The sequence below is a fragment of the Metapseudomonas resinovorans genome (genome assembly GCF_002003485.1).
Taxonomy (GTDB): Bacteria; Pseudomonadota; Gammaproteobacteria; order Pseudomonadales; family Pseudomonadaceae; genus Metapseudomonas; species Metapseudomonas resinovorans_D.
In genome coordinates, this window is record NZ_BDMA01000027.1 from 151,867 (window position 1) to 171,737 (window position 19,871).

General features: G+C 64.0%; 21 protein-coding genes. 16 read left to right on the top strand and 5 right to left on the bottom strand.

Going from position 1 to position 19,871, the window contains the following annotated elements; genetic code table 11:
• The first annotated feature begins 72 nt into the window (after window positions 1–72).
• Window positions 73–1,623: a glycoside hydrolase family 17 protein gene (locus MnOB_RS09240; protein WP_077523924.1), complete on the top strand. Its 1,551-nt coding sequence runs from the start codon at window positions 73–75 to the stop codon at window positions 1,621–1,623.
• A 160-nt stretch (window positions 1,624–1,783) separates the two neighbouring features.
• Here MnOB_RS09240 and MnOB_RS09245 read toward each other — a convergent pair whose 3' ends face one another.
• The gene (locus MnOB_RS09245) at window positions 1,784–2,167 is read right to left on the bottom strand and encodes a hypothetical protein (protein ID WP_077523925.1); all 384 of its coding nucleotides are present in this window, start codon (window positions 2,165–2,167) and stop codon (window positions 1,784–1,786) included.
• A 267-nt stretch (window positions 2,168–2,434) separates the two neighbouring features.
• On the opposite strand from MnOB_RS09245, the gene MnOB_RS09250 reads away from it, so the two are divergent.
• Both MnOB_RS09250 and MnOB_RS09255 read left to right on the top strand, forming a co-directional pair.
• Complete coding sequence (locus MnOB_RS09250; protein ID WP_077523926.1) at window positions 2,435–3,730, top strand: alpha/beta fold hydrolase family protein; 1,296 nt, start codon at window positions 2,435–2,437, stop codon at window positions 3,728–3,730.
• Between the two features lie 13 nt (window positions 3,731–3,743).
• Window positions 3,744–4,487: an MlaA family lipoprotein gene (locus MnOB_RS09255; RefSeq protein ID WP_371579284.1), complete on the top strand. Its 744-nt coding sequence runs from the start codon at window positions 3,744–3,746 to the stop codon at window positions 4,485–4,487.
• Between the two features lie 243 nt (window positions 4,488–4,730).
• Here MnOB_RS09255 and MnOB_RS09260 read toward each other — a convergent pair whose 3' ends face one another.
• Both MnOB_RS09260 and MnOB_RS09265 read right to left on the bottom strand, forming a co-directional pair.
• On the bottom strand, window positions 4,731–5,933 hold the full coding sequence (locus tag MnOB_RS09260; RefSeq protein WP_077523928.1) for a patatin-like phospholipase family protein: 1,203 nt from the start codon (window positions 5,931–5,933) through the stop codon (window positions 4,731–4,733).
• Window positions 5,934–5,976: 43 nt separating this feature from the next.
• On the bottom strand, window positions 5,977–6,897 hold the full coding sequence (locus MnOB_RS09265; RefSeq protein WP_077523929.1) for a lipid A biosynthesis lauroyl acyltransferase: 921 nt from the start codon (window positions 6,895–6,897) through the stop codon (window positions 5,977–5,979).
• Between the two features lie 121 nt (window positions 6,898–7,018).
• Here MnOB_RS09265 and minC point away from each other — a divergent pair, with 121 nt between their 5' ends.
• The 7 genes from minC (at window position 7,019) to lpcA (ending at window position 12,368) form a co-directional block, all read left to right on the top strand.
• Window positions 7,019–7,765: a septum site-determining protein MinC gene (gene minC / locus MnOB_RS09270; RefSeq protein WP_077523930.1), complete on the top strand. Its 747-nt coding sequence runs from the start codon at window positions 7,019–7,021 to the stop codon at window positions 7,763–7,765.
• A 101-nt stretch (window positions 7,766–7,866) separates the two neighbouring features.
• The gene (gene minD / locus MnOB_RS09275; protein ID WP_077523931.1) at window positions 7,867–8,682 is read left to right on the top strand and encodes a septum site-determining protein MinD; all 816 of its coding nucleotides are present in this window, start codon (window positions 7,867–7,869) and stop codon (window positions 8,680–8,682) included.
• Window positions 8,679–8,933, top strand: coding sequence for a cell division topological specificity factor MinE (gene minE / locus MnOB_RS09280; RefSeq protein ID WP_016491219.1), 255 nt, complete (start codon window positions 8,679–8,681; stop codon window positions 8,931–8,933). The genes minD and minE overlap by 4 nt, the downstream gene beginning before the upstream one ends.
• Window positions 8,934–8,996: 63 nt before the next feature.
• A complete protein-coding gene (locus MnOB_RS09285) occupies window positions 8,997–9,632 on the top strand; it encodes an RluA family pseudouridine synthase (RefSeq protein ID WP_077523932.1) in 636 nt (211 codons plus the stop codon).
• A gap of 38 nt (window positions 9,633–9,670) precedes the next feature.
• Entirely contained in the window at window positions 9,671–10,246 is a 576-nt protein-coding gene (locus MnOB_RS09290; RefSeq protein ID WP_077523933.1) for a class I SAM-dependent methyltransferase, read from the top strand.
• Between the two features lie 227 nt (window positions 10,247–10,473).
• Entirely contained in the window at window positions 10,474–11,763 is a 1,290-nt protein-coding gene (locus MnOB_RS09295) for a M18 family aminopeptidase (RefSeq protein ID WP_077523934.1), read from the top strand.
• Window positions 11,764–11,780: 17 nt separating this feature from the next.
• Entirely contained in the window at window positions 11,781–12,368 is a 588-nt protein-coding gene (lpcA, locus tag MnOB_RS09300) for a D-sedoheptulose 7-phosphate isomerase (RefSeq protein ID WP_077523935.1), read from the top strand.
• 380 nt (window positions 12,369–12,748) lie between these two features.
• On the opposite strand, the gene MnOB_RS09305 is transcribed toward lpcA, so the two are convergent.
• Window positions 12,749–13,465 (bottom strand): UTRA domain-containing protein, encoded by a 717-nt coding sequence (locus tag MnOB_RS09305; RefSeq protein WP_077523936.1) that lies wholly within the window; start codon window positions 13,463–13,465, stop codon window positions 12,749–12,751.
• 301 nt (window positions 13,466–13,766) lie between these two features.
• Here MnOB_RS09305 and MnOB_RS09310 point away from each other — a divergent pair, with 301 nt between their 5' ends.
• The 6 genes from MnOB_RS09310 to MnOB_RS09335 all read left to right on the top strand — a co-directional run bounded on the left by MnOB_RS09310 (window position 13,767) and on the right by MnOB_RS09335 (window position 19,043).
• The gene (locus MnOB_RS09310) at window positions 13,767–14,825 is read left to right on the top strand and encodes an ABC transporter substrate-binding protein (protein ID WP_077523937.1); all 1,059 of its coding nucleotides are present in this window, start codon (window positions 13,767–13,769) and stop codon (window positions 14,823–14,825) included.
• Between the two features lie 152 nt (window positions 14,826–14,977).
• Window positions 14,978–15,781: an alkaline phosphatase family protein gene (locus MnOB_RS09315; protein WP_077523938.1), complete on the top strand. Its 804-nt coding sequence runs from the start codon at window positions 14,978–14,980 to the stop codon at window positions 15,779–15,781.
• Window positions 15,778–16,620, top strand: coding sequence for an ABC transporter permease (locus MnOB_RS09320; RefSeq protein WP_077523939.1), 843 nt, complete (start codon window positions 15,778–15,780; stop codon window positions 16,618–16,620). The genes MnOB_RS09315 and MnOB_RS09320 overlap by 4 nt, the downstream gene beginning before the upstream one ends.
• Window positions 16,607–17,404: an ABC transporter permease gene (locus tag MnOB_RS09325; RefSeq protein ID WP_077523940.1), complete on the top strand. Its 798-nt coding sequence runs from the start codon at window positions 16,607–16,609 to the stop codon at window positions 17,402–17,404. The genes MnOB_RS09320 and MnOB_RS09325 overlap by 14 nt, the downstream gene beginning before the upstream one ends.
• Window positions 17,401–18,390, top strand: a complete 990-nt coding sequence (locus tag MnOB_RS09330) for an ABC transporter ATP-binding protein (RefSeq protein WP_077523941.1) — start codon at window positions 17,401–17,403, stop codon at window positions 18,388–18,390. Before MnOB_RS09325 ends, MnOB_RS09330 begins: the two co-directional genes overlap by 4 nt.
• Window positions 18,390–19,043, top strand: a complete 654-nt coding sequence (locus MnOB_RS09335) for an HAD family hydrolase (protein WP_077523942.1) — start codon at window positions 18,390–18,392, stop codon at window positions 19,041–19,043. Before MnOB_RS09330 ends, MnOB_RS09335 begins: the two co-directional genes overlap by 1 nt.
• Window positions 19,044–19,687: 644 nt before the next feature.
• On the opposite strand, the gene MnOB_RS09340 is transcribed toward MnOB_RS09335, so the two are convergent.
• The coding region (locus tag MnOB_RS09340; protein WP_158713786.1) for an OprD family outer membrane porin at window positions 19,688–19,871 on the bottom strand (184 nt) is incomplete at its 5' end.

Consider the following 19,871-nt stretch of genomic DNA (forward strand, 5'->3'; position numbering starts at 1 on the left):
CTGGCCGTAGGAGCGCGGGGGGCTAATCCGCTAAGATGCGCGGCTTTGCCCCCAACGCAAGCACCCTTAGCCATGAGTCAGAACGACCGCTTTCCTGCACTCCCCTACCTGCTTTCCTTCGTGATCGCCGCGCTCGCCCTTGCCGGCCTCTGGTACGGCCTCGGCAAGCCGGTGATCCTGCCGGATGCCGCCACTCCCAGCCATAAGCTGCAGTGCGCGTCGTACAGCCCGTTCGACAAGGACCAATCGCCGTTCGACCAGCCTTTCGTGCTGCGCCCCGAGCGCATGGACGCCGACCTGGCCCTGCTGGCGACCCGCTTCCACTGCGTGCGCACCTATTCGATGACCGGTCTGGAAGCCATCCCGGAACTCGCCCGTAAGCACGGCCTCAAGCTGATGCTGGGTGCCTGGGTGAACGGCAACCCGGTGGACACCCAGAAAGAAATCGACGCCCTGGTCAAGGCTGCCAATGCCAACCCCGATGTTGTGCAATCGGTGATCGTGGGCAACGAGACCCTGCTGCGCAAGGAAGTCACCGGCGCCCAACTCGCCAAGCTCATCGAGCAGGTCAAGGCTCAGGTGAAGCAGCCTGTCACCTACGCGGACGTGTGGGAATTCTGGCTGCGCCATCCGGAAGTCGCGCCAGCGGTGGATTTCCTCACCATTCACCTGCTGCCTTACTGGGAAGACGATCCTGCCGGCATCGACCAGGCCCTGCGTCACGTCGCCGAAATCCGCCAGGTGTTCGGCAACAAGTTCGCGCCCAAGGACATCTTCATCGGCGAAACCGGCTGGCCCAGCGAAGGCCGCCAGCGTGAAACCGCTCTACCGAGCCGCGTCAACGAGGCCAAGTTCATCCGTGGCTTCGTCGCCATGGCCGAGCAGAACGGCTGGGGCTACAACCTGATCGAAGCCTTCGACCAGCCGTGGAAGCGCGCGAGCGAAGGCGCCGTGGGCGGCTACTGGGGTCTGTTCGACGCCGACCGCCAGGAGAAAGGCGTGCTCGCCGGCCCGGTCACCAACCTGCCCTACTGGCCCATGTGGCTGGGGATTTCCGGCCTGATTTTCCTCGCGACCCTGGTGCTTGCCGGCCGTCCCGCTTCCACGCGCGCAGCCCTGGTGCTGCCGCTGCTGGCGGCAACCGGCGCGGCGTGCATCGGCCTGTGGGGCGAGATGGCGCGGGTTACCAGCCGCTTCGTCGGTGAATGGGCGTGGGCAGCCTTCCTGGTTGGCCTCAACCTGATGGTCCTGGCCCACGGCGCCCTGGCGCTGTCAGCTCGCGGCGGCGTACGCAGCCGCCTGTTCGACTGGCTGGAGTCCCGCGGCGGCTGGTGGTTGTTGGCGTCCGGCTTCGCCGGCGCGGTGCTGATGCTGGCCCTGGTGTTCGACGCTCGCTACCGCAGTTTCCCCAGCGCCGCCCTGCTGCTGCCGGCCCTGGTCTACCTGTTCCGCCCGGTTGCAGCCCCGCGCCGCGAAGTCGCCCTGATGGCGGTGCTGGTCGGCGCCGGCATCGTGCCGCAGCTCTACGAAGAAACCCTGGGCAACGTCCAGGCGATCGGTTGGGCCGTCGTCAGCGTCCTGCTGCTGGCCGCCCTGTGGCGCAGCCTGCGGGTTCGCGCATAGAGGTGTGTGCCATTCACCGAAGGCTTCGACCGTAGGGTGCGCCATGCGCACCAATGGGCTGCGCACGAGGTTCTCGGTGCGCGCAGCACACCCTACAGAGCAGATTCGCCGGACAAAAAAAGGACGCACAAGGCGTCCTTTTTTATTGCTCGCTGGAAACTCAGGCGGTGGCTGCAGTCAGTTCCCCTTCACGGCGCACCAGGCGCAGGCCGGCGATCACGCAGGCGAACACGGCGAGGCTGGCGGTGTAGAGCACCAGGGCCGGCAAGGCGAACAGCAGGGCCAGCAGGGCGAGAACCCAACCCGCGCGGCCGGGAATGAAGAACGCGGCGAGGGCGGCGCCCAGGCCGATCCAGGCAATCACACGGAAATGAATCAACAGCCCCAGGCCTGCGCGAACCTGGCATTCCCAGCGCTGCGCTTCATCGACGCACAAGCCGACCCACTGGCCGTCCTCCATCAGGGCGAAACGAACGCCGTAGCTGGCGGCCAGCCAGAGTGGCAGCAGGATCAGCAGCAGGATGAGGGACGAACGGCTGGACATGGTGATCTCCGAATGGGTAAGCGGCGCCAAGGATACCCCCAAGCCCAGGCTATGCAAGGACCTTCCAACCATCGGTAACAACCTGGCCTGACATACGGCCCGCACTCACGGGACTTGCAGTTGTCATAGGCTCGGTATTCACTCATCACGTTCTCTTATAAGGAACACGGCCTGGTGGCCCCTGAACGGGGTGGGACCGGGGGAGAGGCTGGAGCCTGCAAGCGACTGCGGCACGGCCTCCGCAGAAACTGAACAGGGACCTTTCCTATGCTCCGTCTTCGCTTCGCTGCCCTGTTGGGCAGCCTGACCTTCTGTGCCCACGCGCTGGCCACGGACCTGGATGCGGCAAGCTACGGCTTTCCGATCAGCAACCCCTTCGAAGCGACCATCGCCACGACGCCGCCCGACTTGCGCAGCAAAGTGCCGGCGGACGAAGACATCAACCAGGCCGACTACGACCTGAAACTGCGCCCCGAGCGCGAGGCCGATTTGCCCGACAACTTCTGGTCGGTGAAGAAGCTGCGCTACCGCCTCGCCCAGCAGAAGGGAACAGCCCCACTGGTGTTCGTCATCGCCGGCACCGGCGGCAATTACGCCAGCACCCATGCCGAAAGCCTCAAGAAGCTGTTCTATGGCGCCGGCTACCACGTGGTGCAGCTCTCCTCGCCCACCAGCTACGACTTCATGGCCGCCGCCTCGCGCCACGCCACACCCGGACTGTCGGCCGAAGATGCCGACGACCTCTACCGGGTGATGCAGGCGGTGCGCGCGCAGCATCCGGGGCTGGAGGTCAGCGACTTCTACCTCACCGGCTACAGCCTTGGCGCCCTGCAGGCCGCCTTCGTCAGCCACCTGGATGAAACCCGCCGCAGCTTCAACTTCAAGCGCGTCCTGCTGCTGAACCCGCCGGTGAATCTCTACACGTCGGTGACCAACCTCGACCGCCTGGTGCAGACCCGCGTGAAAGGCGTCGACGACAACACGACCTTCTACCAGGTGGTGCTCGGCAAACTGACCCGCTACTTCCAGCAGAAGGGCTACATCGATCTCAATGACGCTCTGATGTTCGACTTCCAGGAATCCAAGCAGCGGCTGTCCAACGAGCAGATGGCGATGCTGATCGGCACCTCGTTCCGCTTCTCCTCGTCGGATATCGCCTTCACCTCGGACTTGATCAACCATCGCGGCCTGATCACGCCGGTGAGTTACCCGATCAGCGAAGGCACCAGCCTGACGCCTTTCTATAAACGTGCCCTGCAGTGCGACTTCGACTGCTACATGACGGAACAGCTGATTCCCTACTGGCGCGCCCGCTACGACGGCGGCAGCCTGACCCAGCTGATCAACCAGGTCAGCCTCTATGCGCTGGAGGATTACCTGAAGGGCAACAGCAAGATCGCCGTGATGCACAACGCCGACGACCTCATCCTCGGTCCGGGCGACCTGGGCTTCCTGCGCCGCACCATCGGCGACCGCCTGACCGTCTACCCCCACGGCGGCCACTGCGGCAACCTCAACTACCGCGTCAACGGCGACGCCATGCTGGAGTTCTTCCGTGGCTAAGAAAGCACTCTTCATCGCCCTGCTGTTGACCAGCGGCCTGAGCTGGGCCCAGGAGCCCGATCAGGACGGATTCACCGAACCGCTGAAAGACCTGAAGTTCAACCCCGGACTCGACCAGCGCGAGTTCGAGCGCTCGACCCTGGACGCGCTGAATGTCTACGACCCCTACGAGGCCTGGAACCGGCGCGTCTACCACTTCAACTACCGCTTCGATGAATGGGTGTTCCTGCCTGTGGTGCGCGGCTACCGGTATGTCACGCCGGGATTCGTGCGCAGCGGCGTGAGCAACTTCTTCAGCAACCTGGGTGACGTGCCCAACCTGCTGAACAGCATGCTGCAGCTCAAGGGCCAACGCTCCATGGAAGTCACCGGCCGCCTGTTGCTGAACACCACCATCGGTATCGTCGGTCTCTGGGACCCTGCCACGCGCATGGGGCTGCCCAAGCAGACCGAGGACTTCGGCCAGACGCTCGGCTACTACGGCGTGAACGATGGTCCCTACCTGATGCTGCCGATCCTCGGCCCTTCCAACCTGCGGGACACCGGTGGGCTGGTGGTGGACTACGTGGCCGACTACCAGATCAACTTCCTCAACGTGCCGGAAGTCAGCAGCGATCATCCGGAAATCACGGTGCTGCGCATGGTGGACAAGCGCCACACCACCAATTTCCGCTACGGCCAGCTCAACACTCCCTTCGAGTACGAGAAACTGCGCTACGTCTACACCGAATCACGCAGATTGCAGGTTGCCGAGTAAGGCCTTACGCGCACTTGTAGGGGCGAATTCATTTGAACGTGGGAAACCACGTCCTTAGGACGTGGTCATGAGTCATCGGCTCTGCCTGTGACGATCGAAATGCTCCGATTGGCAGGTTGAAGTCGGATTTACTGTAGGAGCGAGCTTGCTCGCGAAAGGATCCCGCCCAGACTGTTCGCGAGCAAGCTCGCTCCTACACGTTCGGCGATGAGCCAGGCGCAGAGAGCGACGTCCACCCTACGGCTAGATGGCAGGAACGGTGTGGGGATAGGCCGGCGCCATCTCCAGGCCGAGGAAGCTCTGCAGTTCGGCGCGCTTGGCCATGGCGTCCTGGTAGCCCAGTTCGATCAGCTCGTTGCAGTAGCCCGGTTCGAACAGCAGGTAACTGAGCACCCCTGCCCCGCTCGCCCGGGTCGCACCCGGGCCGCGCAGGAAGGTGCGGATGGCGCGGGGCATCTCGCGTCGATGGCGGGCGGCGATTTCATCCAGTGGCCGGCTGGGGGAAATCACCAGCACTTCCACCTGTTCCGAACTGAGGTTTCGCGGACGCACCTCGGCCGGAATCGCCCGACTCATGCGGTTGATCCGCTCAAGCAGTTCGATATCGCTTTCCAGGTTGTCGATGAAGGTGCTGTTCAGCAGATGCCCGCTGATCTGCGCCAGGGTCGGCGGACGTCCGCTCTGGGGCAACGGCATTTCCTGATTGGGGTTCATGCCCAGCGGATTGCCACTTACCCCGACCACCAGCACCCGGTTGGCCCCCAGGTGGAGGGCCGGGCTGATCGGTGCTGTCTGCCGCACCGCGCCGTCGCCAAAGTATTCACGGCCCAGGCGCACCGCGGGGAACAGCAGCGGAATGGCCGCGCTGGCCATCAGGTGCTCGACGCCCAGCCGGGTCGGCACGCCGACACGACGATGGCGGAACCAGGGATCGATGGTGGCGCGGCCTTGGTAGAAGGTCACCGCCTGCCCGGATTCGTAACCGAAAGCGGTCACCGCCACCGCACGGAGTTGGCGGGTGCGCACGGCGGCGGAGATGCCGGAGAAGTCCAGTTCGCGCTCCAGCAATTCACGTAAGGGGGCGTTGTCCAGCAGGGCCGCGGGGATGTCGCGGCCAAGGCCCAGCAGGCTATGGCCGAAGAAGCGCGAGCTCTGGTGCAACACACCGGGCCAGTCGCTGCGATAGATCTGCCCACAACGAAAGCCTTTCCAGACATCGTTCAGGCGACGAATGGCCTGGCTGAAGTGCAGCGCGCCACAAGCCAGGCCGACGGCATTCACCGCGCCGGCCGAGGTGCCGACTATCACGGGGAAGGGATTGCGGGCCGCATCCGGCAGCAGATCGGCGATGGCACCCAACACGCCCACCTGATAGGCCGCCCGCGAACCACCCCCAGAAAGAATCAGCCCGGTCACGGGCTTCGTGGTGGCGGCGCTGGCATCCATGGACTGCTCTCCGGGCGGGATTTTCCGAGTATAGGTTCAGCTATCAGTAAAGCTTCGGTGCGCCTTCCGGCCGGGTTTTGAAGCGGCGATGGGCCCAGAGGTACTGCTCGGGACATTCGCGGACAGCACCTTCCACCCACTGATTGACGCGCAGGCAGTCGGCCTCCTCGGTTTCGCCAGGGAAGTCCGACAGCGGTGGATGGATCACCAATCGGTAGCCGGAACCATCCTCCAGGCGGCGCTGGGTGAAGGGCAGCACGATGGCACGGCCCAGACGGGCGAATTTGGTGGTGGCGGTAACGGTGGCGGCCTCGATGCCGAACAGCGGCACGAACAGGCTCTGCTTGCGGCCGTAGTCCTGGTCGGGTGCGTACCAGATCGCGCGGCCGGCGCGCAGCACCTTGAGCATGGCGCGCACGTCTTCACGCTCGATGGCGGAGGCATCCAGGTTATGGCGTTCGCGGCCACGACGCTGGATGAAGTCGAACAGCGCGTTCTTGTGCTCGCGGTACATGCCGTCGATGGTGTGCACCTGTCCGAGCAGTGCGGCGCCAATCTCCAGCGTGGTGAAGTGCAGGGCCATGAGGATCACGCCCTGCCCGTCGGCCTGGGCCTTCTGCAGGTGCTCCAGCCCTTCTATATGGGAGAGCTGCGCCAGACGAGGCTTGGGCCACCACCAGCTCATGGCCATTTCGAAGAAGGCAATGCCGGTAGACGCGAAATTCTCCCGCAGCAGAGCTTCCCGCTCGGTGCTGGACAGCTCCGGGAAGCACAACTCCAGGTTGCGCCGGGCGATCTTGCGCCGCGACCCGGCCACCCGCAGCATCAGCGCCCCCAGTGCGCGCCCCATCCCCAGCTGCACCCGATAGGGCAGCAGGGTGATCAGCCACAGCACGCCAAGTCCCAGCCACAGCGGCCAAAAACGCGGGTGGAGGAACTGTGGGCGAAATTGAGGTCTATCCATCTCTGAATCCGCTTGAGCGAGAAAACCGCGCATTCTACTCCAAATGCGCCGCCCCCTTCCGGCTTGCTAGCGCCGGACGATCTCGCTATAAGTCCTCGCCATTCACGACTGCAGGCAGACCATGAGCCAAGCCGACCTTCTCGACCAAGAACCCGTGTTCCAGCTCAAGGGCAGCATGCTCGCCATCACCGTGATGGAACTGGCGCACAACGACCTCGAACGACTCAATCGGCAACTGGACGAGAAAGTCGCCCAGGCCCCCAATTTCTTCCAGAACACCCCGCTGGTCATGGCGCTGGACAAGCTGCCCGAGGGCGAACCGCCCCTGGACCTGCCCGCGCTGCTGGAAATCTGCCGCTGCCATGGCCTGCGCACCCTGGCCATCCGCGCCAGCCGCGAAGAGCACATCGCCGCCGCCGATGCCCTGGACATCCCGGTCCTGCCGCCGTCCGGCGCCCGCGAGCGGCGCATCGATCCGGTAGAACCCGAGGCGAAGAAGAAAGTCGAAAAACCGGCAGAGCCGCCGAAACCCGAGGTGCAACCGACCAAAGTCATCACCACTCCGGTGCGCGGCGGCCAGCAGGTCTATGCTCCCGGCGGCGACCTGGTAGTTCTGGCCGCGGTCAGCCCCGGCGCGGAACTTCTCGCCGACGGCAATATCCATGTTTACGGCCCGATGCGCGGTCGCGCGCTGGCCGGTATCAAGGGCGATACCAAGGCGCGGATTTTCTGTCGCCAATTGGCCGCCGAACTGGTCTCCGTAGCCGGCCAATACAAGGTTGCGGACGACTTGCGCCGTGATCCGCTGTGGGGTCAGCAAGTGCAGGTCAGCCTGTCGGGAGACGTGTTGAACATCACCCGCCTTTAACGGATACTGCCGCGAAATTTCAGGGAACTGAAAGGGAAGAAGGACGGTTCGGTCGAACCGATAACTTCCCGGTTTTACTTATTCATTTGGGGTGAATCACCTTGGCCAAGATCCTCGTTGTCACGTCCGGCAAGGGTGGAGTGGGTAAAACCACCACCAGCGCCGCAATCGGTACCGGTCTCGCACTGCGTGGTCACAAGACTGTCATCGTCGACTTCGACGTCGGCCTGCGTAACCTCGACCTGATCATGGGTTGTGAACGCCGCGTGGTGTACGACTTCGTCAACGTCATCAATGGCGAAGCGAGCCTCACCCAGGCCCTGATCAAGGACAAGCGCCTTGAGAACCTCTACGTGCTGGCCGCCAGCCAGACCCGTGACAAGGACGCGCTGACCCTCGAAGGCGTCGGCAAGGTCATCGAGGAACTGAAGCAGAATTTCGAGTACGTGGTCTGCGACTCGCCGGCCGGTATCGAGAAAGGCGCCCACCTGGCCATGTACTACGCCGACGAGGCGATCGTCGTGACCAACCCGGAAGTCTCCTCCGTGCGTGACTCGGACCGCATGCTCGGCCTGCTGGCCAGTAAGTCCCGCCGCGCCGAGAAGGGCGAAGATCCGATCAAGGAACGCCTGCTCCTGACCCGTTACAACCCCGAGCGCGTCACCAAGGGCGAAATGCTCGGCGTCGAAGACGTCGAGGAAATCCTCGCCATCAACCTGCTCGGTGTCATCCCGGAATCCCAGGCGGTACTCAAGGCCTCCAACCAGGGCATTCCGGTCATCCTCGACGACCAGAGCGACGCCGGCCAGGCGTACAGCGATGCCGTCGACCGCCTGCTCGGCAAGGAGCTGCCCCATCGCTTCCTCGACGTGCAGAAGAAAGGACTCTTACAACGCCTGTTCGGAGGCCGTGAATGAACATTTTCGACTTCTTTCGCGAGCGGAAGAAGCAGAACAGCGCTTCGATCGCTAAGGAACGACTCCAGATCATCGTTGCCCACGAACGTGGCCAACGTAGCCAACCCGACTACCTGCCTGCCCTGCAGAAAGACCTGGTGGACGTGATCCGCAAATACGTCGACATCGACGAAGAGCAGGTTCAGGTCCTGCTGGAGAATCAGGGCAGCTGCTCCATTCTCGAGCTGAACATCACCCTGCCCGATCGTTGATCGACGCAGTTGTGCAATAACGGCGGCCTCGGCCGCCGTTTGCTTTTTCGGACATCCCAATCCATGCCGCTTTCCCAGATCGAGTTCATCCACAAGGACGACGCCCTGCTGGTGGTCAACAAGCCGACCCTGCTGCTCTCCGTGCCCGGCCGGGCCGACGACAACAAGGACTGCCTGATCACGCGCCTGCAGGAGAACGGTTACCCGGAGGCGCGCATCGTCCACCGGCTGGACTGGGAGACCTCCGGCCTGATCGTGCTGGCCCGCGACGCCGACAGCCACCGCGAACTGTCCCGCCAGTTCCACGACCGCGAGACCGAGAAGGCCTACACGGCACTCTGCTGGGGCGAACCGGAACTGGACAGCGGCCGCATCGAACTCCCCCTGCGCTACGACCCGCCGACCAAGCCGCGCCACGTGGTGGACTTCGAGCAGGGTCGCCATGCCCTGACTTTCTGGCAGGTGATCGAGCGTTGCGGCCATTACAGTCGCGTCGAGCTCACTCCCATCACCGGTCGTTCGCACCAGCTCCGCGTGCACATGCTGTCCATCGGCCATCCGCTGCTGGGCGACCGTCTGTATGCCAACCCGGAAGCACTGGCCGCCCATGATCGTCTGTGCCTGCACGCCAGCATGCTGTGCCTGACCCATCCGCAGACAGGTGAACGCCTGAGATTCGAGTGCCCGGCGCCGTTCTGACCTAGGCTCAAGAAAAAGGCTGCAGTTCCGGGAAAACCATGAGCTTCACCGATTTCTACAACGCCACAGAAGGCCAACCTGCACGCGTCACCCTGCGCACCGCCCTGGAATGCTGGGACGGGCCGCCCGGCCACGCGCTGGACCTGGGCTGCGGCGCCGGACGCGATACCCTGGAACTGCTCAGGCGTGGCTGGCAGGTGCTGGCCGTGGACGCCGAACCCGAAGCGCTCGCCCGCCTGGAAGCCCAGGTGGACGAAGAGAAGCGCCAGCGACTGCAGAGCCGCTGCTGCCGTTTCGAAACCATGCCGCTGCCGGCAGCTCAGCTGGTCAATTCGAGTTTCGCCCTGCCCCTCTGTCCGCCCGAGGCCTTTCCCTCCCTCTGGCAGGCGATCTGCGGCGCCCTGCCGACCGGCGGCCTGTTCGCCGGCCACCTGTTCGGCGAACGGGACGACTGGGCCAACAACGGCATCACCATCCTGCGCCGCCGGCAACTGGAAGAACTGCTCTCGGGCTGGGATGTGCTGATGCTCGAAGAGAAAGAAGAAGATGGCGTCACCGCCAAGGGCCGCAACAAGCACTGGCACCTGTTCTCAGTGGTAGCGCGACGCCTGTAACCGAGCGGTGCGCGCGGCGCACCCTACTTGACCTTGGCAGTCATCTGACACGAAGTGCGCTGGGCCCGACTTTCCTGTGGGAGCGAATTCATTCGCGATTGAAATCGCTCACACACGCCAGTAGCCCCCCCACCTATCGGCCTGTTAGGAAAATTCACCGCTGGTCGGCCTCCTAATCCTCGGGGGCTATGGGATAAACTCCCGCCACTGCTGTCTGGAGTCCCCCAATGCGCGAAGAGTTGAACCAGGGCCTGATCGATTTCCTCAAGGCCTCGCCCACCCCCTTCCACGCCACCCGCAGCCTGGCCAAGCGCCTCGAAGCCGCCGGCTATGTGCGCCTCGACGAACGTGAGGCCTGGCGTATCGAAAGCGGCGGCCGTTACTACGTCACCCGCAATGACTCCTCCATCGTCGCCATCAAGCTGGGCAAGCGCCCGGTGCTGGAAGGCGGCCTGCGCCTGGTCGGCGCCCACACCGACAGCCCCTGCCTGCGGGTCAAGCCGAACCCGGAGCTGCACAAGCAAGGTTTCTGGCAACTGGGCGTGGAAGTCTATGGTGGCGCCCTGCTCGCCCCCTGGTTCGACCGCGACCTGTCGCTCGCCGGCCGCGTTACCTACCGTGCCGCCGGCATGGTGGAAAGCCAATTGGTGGACTTCCAGGCGCCCATCGCCGTGATCCCCAACCTGGCCATCCACCTCAACCGTGAAGCCAACCAGGGCTGGGCCATCAACGCCCAGACCGAGCTGCCGCCGATCCTGGCCCAGCTCGCCGTCGGCCAGGCCCGCGAATTCCGCGACCTGCTGGCCGAACAGCTGACCCTGGAACACGGCGTCGCCGCCGATGCGGTGCTGGACTACGAACTGTCCTTCTACGACACCCAGAGCGCGGCCGTCATCGGCCTGGACGGCGACTTCATCGCCGGCGCGCGCCTGGACAACCTGCTGTCCTGCTACGCCGGCCTGCAAGCCCTGCTCGCGGCCGAGGCCGACGAAAGCTGCGTGCTGGTCTGCACCGACCACGAGGAAGTGGGTTCCTGCTCCGCCTGCGGTGCCGACGGCCCGATGCTGGAACAGGTGCTGCGCCGCGTGCTGCCGGAAGGCGATGCCTTCGCCCGCGTCATCCAGCGCTCGCTGCTGGTATCGGCCGACAACGCCCATGGCGTGCACCCGAACTACGCCGACAAGCACGACGGCAACCACGGCCCGAAGCTCAACGCCGGCCCGGTGATCAAGGTCAACAGCAACCAGCGCTACGCCACCAACAGCGAAACCGCCGGTTTCTTCCGCCACCTCTGCCTGGAAAACGAAGTACCGGTACAGAGCTTCGTGACCCGCAGCGATATGGGTTGCGGCTCCACCATCGGTCCGATCACCGCGAGCCAGCTCGGCGTGCGCACCGTCGACATCGGCCTGCCCACCTTCGCCATGCACTCCATCCGCGAACTGGCCGGCAGCCATGACCTGGCCCATCTGGTGAAGGTACTGGCCGCCTTCTACTCCAGCCACGACCTGCCCTGAGCAGGAAGGAAACCCGCATGCTCAGCCATATTCGCAACAGCCTGGAGGAAGCCAGGACCGCGCTGGACAACTTCATCGCCAACGAGCAAGCGCTGCAAAGCATTGAGCGTGCGGCGGAGCTCCTGGTCGAGAGCTTCGAAAACAAGGGCAAGGCGTTTTCCTGCGGTAACGGCGGTTCAATGTGCGATGCCATGCATTTCGCCGAAGAACTGACCGGCCGCTACCGCAAGAACCGCCCCGGCATCGCTGCCATCTCCATCAGCGATGCCAGCCATATCAGCTGTGTGGCCAATGACTTCGGTTACGACCACATCTTCTCCCGCTACATCGAATCCCACGGCCGCGCAGGCGACGTGCTGCTCGCCTTCAGCACCAGCGGCAGGAGCCCCAACGTGATCAAGGCCGCCGAAGCCGCCCGCGCCCTCGGCGTGAAGGTAGTGGCCCTCACCGGAAAGCCCGGCTCCGCCCTGGAAGCCCTGGCCGACGTATGCATCTGCGCACCCGGCGGCGACTTCGCCGACCGCGTGCAGGAACTGCACATCAAGGTCGTGCATATCCTCATCGAACTGGTGGAACGCAAGCTCAGCCCTGAGAACTACGCCTAGATCTGCTTTCGCTCCACCGTAGGTTGGTCCGAGCGCAGCGAGGCCCAACAATCCCGGCATCGGCCGCGAAGCGTTGGGTTTCGTTCCTCTACCCAACCTACAAATGCCTCCGCTTCCTGCGGGATCCCGTAGGTTGGTCCGAGCGCAGCGAGGCCCAACAATCCTGGCATCGGCCACGAAGCGTTGGGTTTCGTTCCTCTACCCAACCTACAAATGCCTCCGTTTCCTGTGGGATCCCGTAGGTTGGTCCGAGCGTAGCGAGGCCCAACAATCCCGGCATCAGCCGCGAAGCGTTGGGTTTCGTTCCTCTACCCAACCTACAAGTGCCGCCGTTCTCTGTAGGGGCGAATTCATTCGCCAAGGGCGGCGCAGCCGCCCGATCACTCCGGCACTTCGACGCTCACGTGGATCGCATCGTGCCGCCAGAACTCCAGGTCGCAGTCGATCAGACGGCCATGCTGGTCGCGGTTGATGCGGGTGATCTTCAGCGCCGGGCTTCCGGCTGACACCTTCAACGGCGCCGCCGCTTCCGGATGCAGGGCGGTGGGCACCATGTCGAAGCGCACCCGGCCATAGCGGATGCCGTACTGGTCGTCATACAGCTCGGTCAGCGAACGGGTCAGGTCGAAGTCGATGATGCCGGGGAAGTAGGCCGGATTCAGGTAGTGCTCCACATAGAGCACCAGGCGCCCGTCGATGCGGCGCACGCGACGGATCTGGTAGACGCTGGACAGCGCCGGCAGCTCCAGCAATTCGCAGATTTCCACACTGGCCGGAATCAGCCGTGCCCCAAGCACTTCGGTTGCGGGCACCCTGCCCTGCCCGGCCACCATGGCGTGGAAGTGGCTACGCACCAGCGGGTTGTAGAGCAGCCGGGGTGGCGAGACGAACCAGCCGCGACGCTCCTCGCGGTAGATCAGCCCCTGGGCCTCCAGTTGCCCCAATGCCTCGCGCAAGGTGATGCGCGTCGTATCGAACAGCTCACTCAACTTGCGCTCAGCCGGCAACTTGCTGCCCTGGGGCAGCAGGCCGTGTTCGATCTGGTCCTGCAGCGCGCTACAGATGGCGGTCAGGGTGCGGGGCGCCTCATCGCGCATCGAAAAACTCCAATCTGGAATAGACCAGCACCACTTGGGTGCGTCATGGCCGGGCTTGCCGGCCATCCTAGGCAGCCTAGATGACTGTGGGATGACAGCCAGGAACGCCTGCATGCGTCATGCCATCGCCAATCGCGACAGCCCCGCGAATCAGCTACTTAGCCATGGTCTACGCTTTTCAGGCGTCTGCCGCTGCCATATCGGGTGGTGACCCTGAAATCAAACCGTCATCCAAGGCTTTTAGATTTGGCCTGGGTCTTGCTGATCTAGACCAACCTCCAAACCTGCTAAGGAGCTTCACATGAAACGCCTGTTGCTGGCTTCACTGATGGGAACGGCCATCGCCCTGGGAACCCAGGCGATGGCAAGCGATGCAGATCTGAAGAGTCTTGAACAAGCCGCTCGCAAGGAAGGCGCGGTGAACAGCGTGGGCATGCCCGACAGCTGGGCCAACTGGAAGGACACCTGGGTTGACCTGAACAAGCTGTACGGCCTGAAGCATGTCGACACCGACATGAGCTCGGCCCAGGAAATCGCCAAGTTCGCCGCCGAGAAGGACAACGCCACCGCCGACATCGGCGACGTCGGCGCAGCCTTCGGCCCCATCGCCGTCCAGCAGGGCGTGACCCAGCCTTACAAGCCCAGCACCTTCGCGCAGATCCCCGATTGGGCCAAGGACGCCGACGGCCACTGGATGCTGGCCTATACCGGTTCCATTGCTTTCATCGTCAACAAGCAACTGGTGAAGGAGTCGCCCAAGTCCTGGGCCGACCTGAAGCAGGGCAAGTACAAGGTCGCCATCGGTGACGTCAGCGCCGCCGCCCAGGCCGTCAACGGCGTGCTCGCCGCTGCAATCGCCAACGGTGGCAACGAGAAGAACATCCAGCCGGGTCTCGACTTCTTCGCCGAGATCGCCAAGCAGGGTCGCCTGTCACTGTCCAACCCGACCATCCAGACCCTGGAAAAGGGTGAAGTGGAAGTGGGCATCGTCTGGGACTTCAACGGCCTGTCCTACCGCGACCAGATCGATCCCAGCCGCTTCGACGTGCTGATCCCCTCGGATGGTTCGGTGATCTCCGGCTACACCACCATCATCAACAAGTACGCGAAGAACCCCAACGCGGCGAAGCTGGCCCGTGAGTACATCCTCAGCGATGCCGGCCAGATCAACCTGGCCAAGGGCAACGCCCGTCCGATCCGTGCCGAGCATCTGACCCTGCCCGCCGAGGTCAAGGCCAAGCTGCTGCCCAACGAGCAGTACGCCAAGGTCCAGCCGATCAAGGATGCCAAGGCCTGGGAAGAAACCTCCAAGGCACTGCCGCAGCTGTGGCAAGAGCACGTGATCATCGAGATGGAATAAAAATCGCCCAATTGCTGGCTGCGCTTGCTCATGCTGCGTTGAACACGGATTCGGAATGCTCATTTACAGACGTAAACTCCGCTTCCTCGCCCGTGTTCGCCTTGCCTGAACTGCGCTCGCTCAGCACTTGATCGATTTTGAGGCTAGGAAAAATGAACAAAGTCATCCTCGTCCTGCTGGATGGCCTGAACTACGAGGTGGCCCGGCACGCGCTGGGCCACCTTCAGGCCTGGTGCGGAGCCGGCAAGGCGGTGCTCTACAAGCTCCAGTGCGAGCTGCCGGCACTGTCCCGTCCGCTCTATGAATGCATCCTCACCGGTGTTCCACCGATCCAGAGCGGCATCGTCCACAACGATGTGTCGCGCCTGTCGAAGGAACGCAGCATCTTCCACTACGCCAGCGCCGCCGGACTCAGCACCGCCGCCGCCGCGTACCACTGGGTCAGCGAGCTGTACAACACCTCGCCCTTCAACGCCGCCCGCGACCGCCACACCGAAGCGCCGCAGCTGCCGATCCAGCACGGCCACTTCTATTACGCTGACCACTACCCGGACTCGCACCTGTTCGCCGACGCGGAAAGTCTGCGCCAGCGCCACAACCCGAATTTCCTCCTGGTGCACCCGATGAACGTCGACGACGCCGGCCACAAGCACGGCCTGGACTCGCCGCAGTACCGCAACAGCGCGCGGGTCGCCGACATTCTGCTGGCCGAATACCTGCAGCGCTGGCTGGACGCCGGTTACCAGGTACTGGTGACCGCCGACCATGGCATGAACAACGACCGCTCCCACAACGGCCTGCTCCCCGAGGAACGTGAAGTACCGCTGTTCGTGCTGGGCGATGCCTTCAGCCTGGACGCCACGGCGCAGCCGAAGCAGACCGAACTGTGCGGCACCGTTTGCGAGCTGCTGGGCGCCGCCCACGACAAGGCGGTCTGCCGGGAGTTGCTGAAGTGAATTCAACCAACCGGGGCAAATGGCTCGCGCTCCTCTGCCTGCTGCCCTTCGCCTTGTTCTTCATCCTGTTCCAGATCGCGCCGCTGGCCTGGGTCGCCATCCACAGCCTGAACACGCCCGAAGGCTGGGGGCTGGCCAACTACACCAAGGTGTTCAGCTCGAAGTTCTACCTCCAGGCCATCAAGCACAGCCTGCAGATCGCGTTCTGGTCGAGCCTGTTCGGCATCGTCATCGCGGTGATCGGCAGCTACTCGCTGCGCAAGGTGGACTCGAAGCTGCGCGACTTCGTCATGGCCTTCTCCAACATGACCAGCAACTTCGCCGGCGTGCCGCTGGCCTTCGCCTTCATCATCCTGCTGGGCTTCAACGGTGCGCTGACCATACTGCTCAAGCAATCCGGGGTGATCGAGGACTTCAACCTCTACTCCAAGACTGGCCTGATCGTGCTCTACACCTACTTCCAGATTCCCCTCGGCGTGCTCCTGCTCTATCCGGCGTTCGACGCCCTGCGCGAGGATTGGCGCGAGTCCGCCTCCCTGCTGGGGGCAAGCGCCTGGCAGTTCTGGCGGCACATCGGCCTGCCGGTGCTGACGCCCGCCTTGCTGGGCACCTTCGTCATCCTCCTGGCCAACGCCCTCGGCGCCTATGCCACCGTCTACGCCCTGACCACCGGCAACTTCAACGTGATGACCATCCGCATCGCCGCCATGGTCGCCGGTGACATCGCGCTGAATCCCAACCTGGCCAGCGCCCTGGCGATGGTGCTGGTGGGGCTGATGGCACTGATCACCGTGGTCCATCAGTGGCTGCTGAAGAGGAGCTACCATGTCGCGCGCTGAATCCCGCAACGGCGATCTCTATCATCGCGTGGTGGTCTGGCTGTTGTTCCTGATACTGCTGCTGCCGCTGGCCGGCACGTTGCTCTACTCGCTCTCCACCAGTTGGTCGGCGACCATCCTCCCCGACGGACTGACCCTCAAGTGGTACCTGGCGCTGTGGAGCGACACGCGGTTTCTCACCGCCTTCGGCCAGTCGCTTCTGGTGTGCTTCGGTGCCCTGGCGCTGTCGGTGGTGCTGATCCTGCCGCTGCTGTTCGTGGTGCATTACCACTTCCCACGGCTCGACGGGCTGATGAACATCCTCATCCTGCTGCCCTTCGCGGTTCCGCCGGTGGTGTCCTCGGTGGGGTTGTTGCAGATCTACGGTTCAGGCCCGCTGGCCATGGTCGGTACGCCGTGGATCCTGATCGGCTGCTTCTTCACCATCGCCCTGCCCTTCATGTACCGCGCCATCACCAACAACCTGCAGGCGATCAACCTGCGCGACCTGATGGACGCCGCCCAACTGCTCGGTGCCAGCACCTGGAAGGCGGCCTTCCTGGTGGTGCTGCCCAACCTGCGCAAGGGCCTGATGGTGTCGCTGTTCCTGTCGTTCTCCTTCCTCTTCGGCGAGTTCGTCTTCGCCAACCTGCTGGTGGGCACCCGCTACGAGACCCTGCAGGTCTACCTGAACAACATGCGCAACAGCAGCGGCCATTTCAACAGCGCCCTGGTGATCTCCTACTTCTTCTTCGTGCTGCTGTTCACCTGGGCAGCCAACCGCCTGAACAAGGACAACGCATGAGTTTTCTTTCCATCCGTGGCCTGCACAAGAACTACGGCCAGACCACCATTTTCACCGACATCGATTGCGAGATAGGCAAGGGCGAATTCGTCACCCTGCTCGGCCCCTCCGGCTGCGGCAAATCCACCCTGCTGCGCTGCATCGCCGGCCTGACCGACGTGAATGGCGGGCAGATCCTGCTGGACGGCCAGGACCTGGTGCCCGTGTCACCCCAGAAGCGCGGCATCGGCATGGTGTTCCAGAGCTACGCGCTGTTTCCCAACATGAACGTGCAGCAGAACGTCGCGTTCGGCCTGCGCATGCAGAAAGTCAGCGCCACCGACAGCAAGCGGCGGGTCGACGAAGTGCTGGCCATGGTGGAGCTGTCCGACTTCGCCACGCGCTACCCGCACCAACTCTCCGGCGGCCAGTGCCAACGCGTGGCCCTGGCCCGTTCGCTGGTTACCCGCCCGCGCCTGTTGCTGCTGGACGAGCCACTGTCGGCGTTGGACGCGCGCATCCGCAAGCACCTGCGCGAACAGATCCGCGCCATTCAGCAGGAGCTGGGACTGACCACCATCTTCGTCACCCACGATCAGGAAGAAGCCCTGACCCTGTCGGACCGCATCTTCCTGATGAACGCCGGACGCATTGTCCAGAGCGGTGACGCGGAAACCCTCTACACAGCCCCGGTGGACGCCTTCGCCGCAGGCTTCATCGGCAACTACAACCTGCTCGACGCCGACGCCGCCAGCCGACTGCTGCAGCGCCCGGTCAACAGCCGCGTCGCCATTCGCCCGGAGTCCATTGCCCTGAGTCGCGAGGGCGGCATCGAGGCCGAAGTGCGCAGCCACAGCCTTCTGGGCAACGTGGTGCGCTATCGCGTCGAGGCACGCGGGGTGCAACTGGTGGTGGACGTACTCAACTGCTCCGCCGAAGATCTGCACCGCAAAGGCCAACGCATCGGCCTTCGAATAGACGATCACGCAATACGGGAGGTGGCCTGATGGCCCTGGCAATCTTCGACCTTGACGACACCCTGATTGACGGCGACTGCGCCAGCCTGTGGAGCGCCCACATGGCCGAACTGGCCTGGGTCGATGGGGAATCCTTCGTCCGCAAGGACCATGAACTGATGGCGCTGTACGCCGAGGGCAAGCTGGCCATGGAGGAGTACATGGCCTTCAGCCTGTCGCCGCTGGTGGGTCGCACCGCTGAAGAAGTGGAGTTCGTGGTAGGGCCCTTCGTCGAAGACGTGGTCGAGCCGCTGATCCACTCCGACGCCATGCGCTGCCTGGCCCGGCACCGCGCCGCTGGTGATCGCATCCTGATCATTTCCGCCTCTGCGCACTTCCTGGTCAGCGCCATCGCCGAACGCCTGGGTGTGGAAGAAGTGCTGGCCATCGACCTGGAAGAACAACACGGTTGCTACAGCGGCCGCACCCGCGGCGTGCTCACCTACCGCGACGGCAAGGTGACGCGCCTGAACGCCTGGCTGGAGGAACAGCGCGAAAGCCTGGAAGGCGCCTACTTCTATTCCGACTCGCGCAACGACCTGCCACTGCTCTCGCTGGTGGCCAACCCGCACGCGGTAAACCCCGACCCGACCCTGCGCGCCCACGCCGAAGAGGCCGGCTGGCCGGTGCTCGACTGGCGTTGAACTCCGCCGGTCAGTTGTAGGGTGGATGTCGCTTTTTACATCCACCAGCGAGGTCCAGCTCGACACCGACGGTGGATCGGTGAAGCGTGATCCACCCTACGGCTGAGCTCATCCTGTAGGGGCGAATTCATTCGCCAAGGGCCGCGCAGCGGCCCCGTAGGTTGGTCCGAGCCTGCGAGGCCCAACACGATTAAGCACCGAGTGCAGTCTTACTTCCCTCACCCCAACCCTCTCCCAGAGGGAGAGGGAGCTGTCCGTGCCGGCGTTCGGCCTTGGCACTTCCCTGTGGGAGCGAATTCATTCGCCAAGGGTCGCGCAGCGGCCCCGTAGGTTGGTCCGAGCCTGCGAGGCCCAACACGATTAAGCACCGAGTGCAGCCTCACTCCCCTCACCCCAACCCTCTCCCGGAGGGAGAGGGAGCTGTCCGTGCCGGCGTTCGGCCTTGGCACTTCCCTGTGGGGGCGAATTCATTCGCCAAGGGCCGCGCAGCGGTCCCGTAGGTTGGTCCGAGCCTGCGAGGCCCAACGTGGCCAGTCACAGGCGCCGCAACGTTGGGTTTCGCTGCGCTCTAGCGGAACGCCGCCCGCACCAACCTACGAAAGCCTATTCGCGATCGTAGGGTGGGCTTCAGCCCACCACCGCCCTTACAACAGCGTCAGGGTGTAGCTCAGGATCAGGCGGTTCTCGTCCTGGTCGCGGGCGGCATCGCTGCGCAGCGCGGCGTTGCGCCAGGACACGCCGAGGCCTTTCAGCGGGCCGCCCTGCAGCACGTAGTCGAGGCGGAAGTCGCGTTCCCACTCGCCCTGGTCGCTGCCCTGGGTCTCGATG

What these genes read in the sequence shown, in the direction of transcription:
- MnOB_RS09240 (WP_077523924.1), top strand. Translation starts at nt 73, where the DNA reads ATGAGTCAGAACGACCGCTTTCCTGCACTCCCCTACCTGCTTTCCTTC.
- MnOB_RS09245 (WP_077523925.1), bottom strand. Translation starts at nt 2,167, where the DNA reads ATGTCCAGCCGTTCGTCCCTCATCCTGCTGCTGATCCTGCTGCCACTC.
- MnOB_RS09250 (WP_077523926.1), top strand. Translation starts at nt 2,435, where the DNA reads ATGCTCCGTCTTCGCTTCGCTGCCCTGTTGGGCAGCCTGACCTTCTGT.
- MnOB_RS09260 (WP_077523928.1), bottom strand. Translation starts at nt 5,933, where the DNA reads ATGGATGCCAGCGCCGCCACCACGAAGCCCGTGACCGGGCTGATTCTT.
- MnOB_RS09265 (WP_077523929.1), bottom strand. Translation starts at nt 6,897, where the DNA reads ATGGATAGACCTCAATTTCGCCCACAGTTCCTCCACCCGCGTTTTTGG.
- minC (WP_077523930.1), top strand. Translation starts at nt 7,019, where the DNA reads ATGAGCCAAGCCGACCTTCTCGACCAAGAACCCGTGTTCCAGCTCAAG.
- minE (WP_016491219.1), top strand. Translation starts at nt 8,679, where the DNA reads ATGAACATTTTCGACTTCTTTCGCGAGCGGAAGAAGCAGAACAGCGCT.
- MnOB_RS09285 (WP_077523932.1), top strand. Translation starts at nt 8,997, where the DNA reads ATGCCGCTTTCCCAGATCGAGTTCATCCACAAGGACGACGCCCTGCTG.
- MnOB_RS09290 (WP_077523933.1), top strand. Translation starts at nt 9,671, where the DNA reads ATGAGCTTCACCGATTTCTACAACGCCACAGAAGGCCAACCTGCACGC.
- MnOB_RS09295 (WP_077523934.1), top strand. Translation starts at nt 10,474, where the DNA reads ATGCGCGAAGAGTTGAACCAGGGCCTGATCGATTTCCTCAAGGCCTCG.
- lpcA (WP_077523935.1), top strand. Translation starts at nt 11,781, where the DNA reads ATGCTCAGCCATATTCGCAACAGCCTGGAGGAAGCCAGGACCGCGCTG.
- MnOB_RS09305 (WP_077523936.1), bottom strand. Translation starts at nt 13,465, where the DNA reads ATGCGCGATGAGGCGCCCCGCACCCTGACCGCCATCTGTAGCGCGCTG.
- MnOB_RS09310 (WP_077523937.1), top strand. Translation starts at nt 13,767, where the DNA reads ATGAAACGCCTGTTGCTGGCTTCACTGATGGGAACGGCCATCGCCCTG.
- MnOB_RS09315 (WP_077523938.1), top strand. Translation starts at nt 14,978, where the DNA reads ATGAACAAAGTCATCCTCGTCCTGCTGGATGGCCTGAACTACGAGGTG.
- MnOB_RS09325 (WP_077523940.1), top strand. Translation starts at nt 16,607, where the DNA reads ATGTCGCGCGCTGAATCCCGCAACGGCGATCTCTATCATCGCGTGGTG.
- MnOB_RS09330 (WP_077523941.1), top strand. Translation starts at nt 17,401, where the DNA reads ATGAGTTTTCTTTCCATCCGTGGCCTGCACAAGAACTACGGCCAGACC.
- MnOB_RS09335 (WP_077523942.1), top strand. Translation starts at nt 18,390, where the DNA reads ATGGCCCTGGCAATCTTCGACCTTGACGACACCCTGATTGACGGCGAC.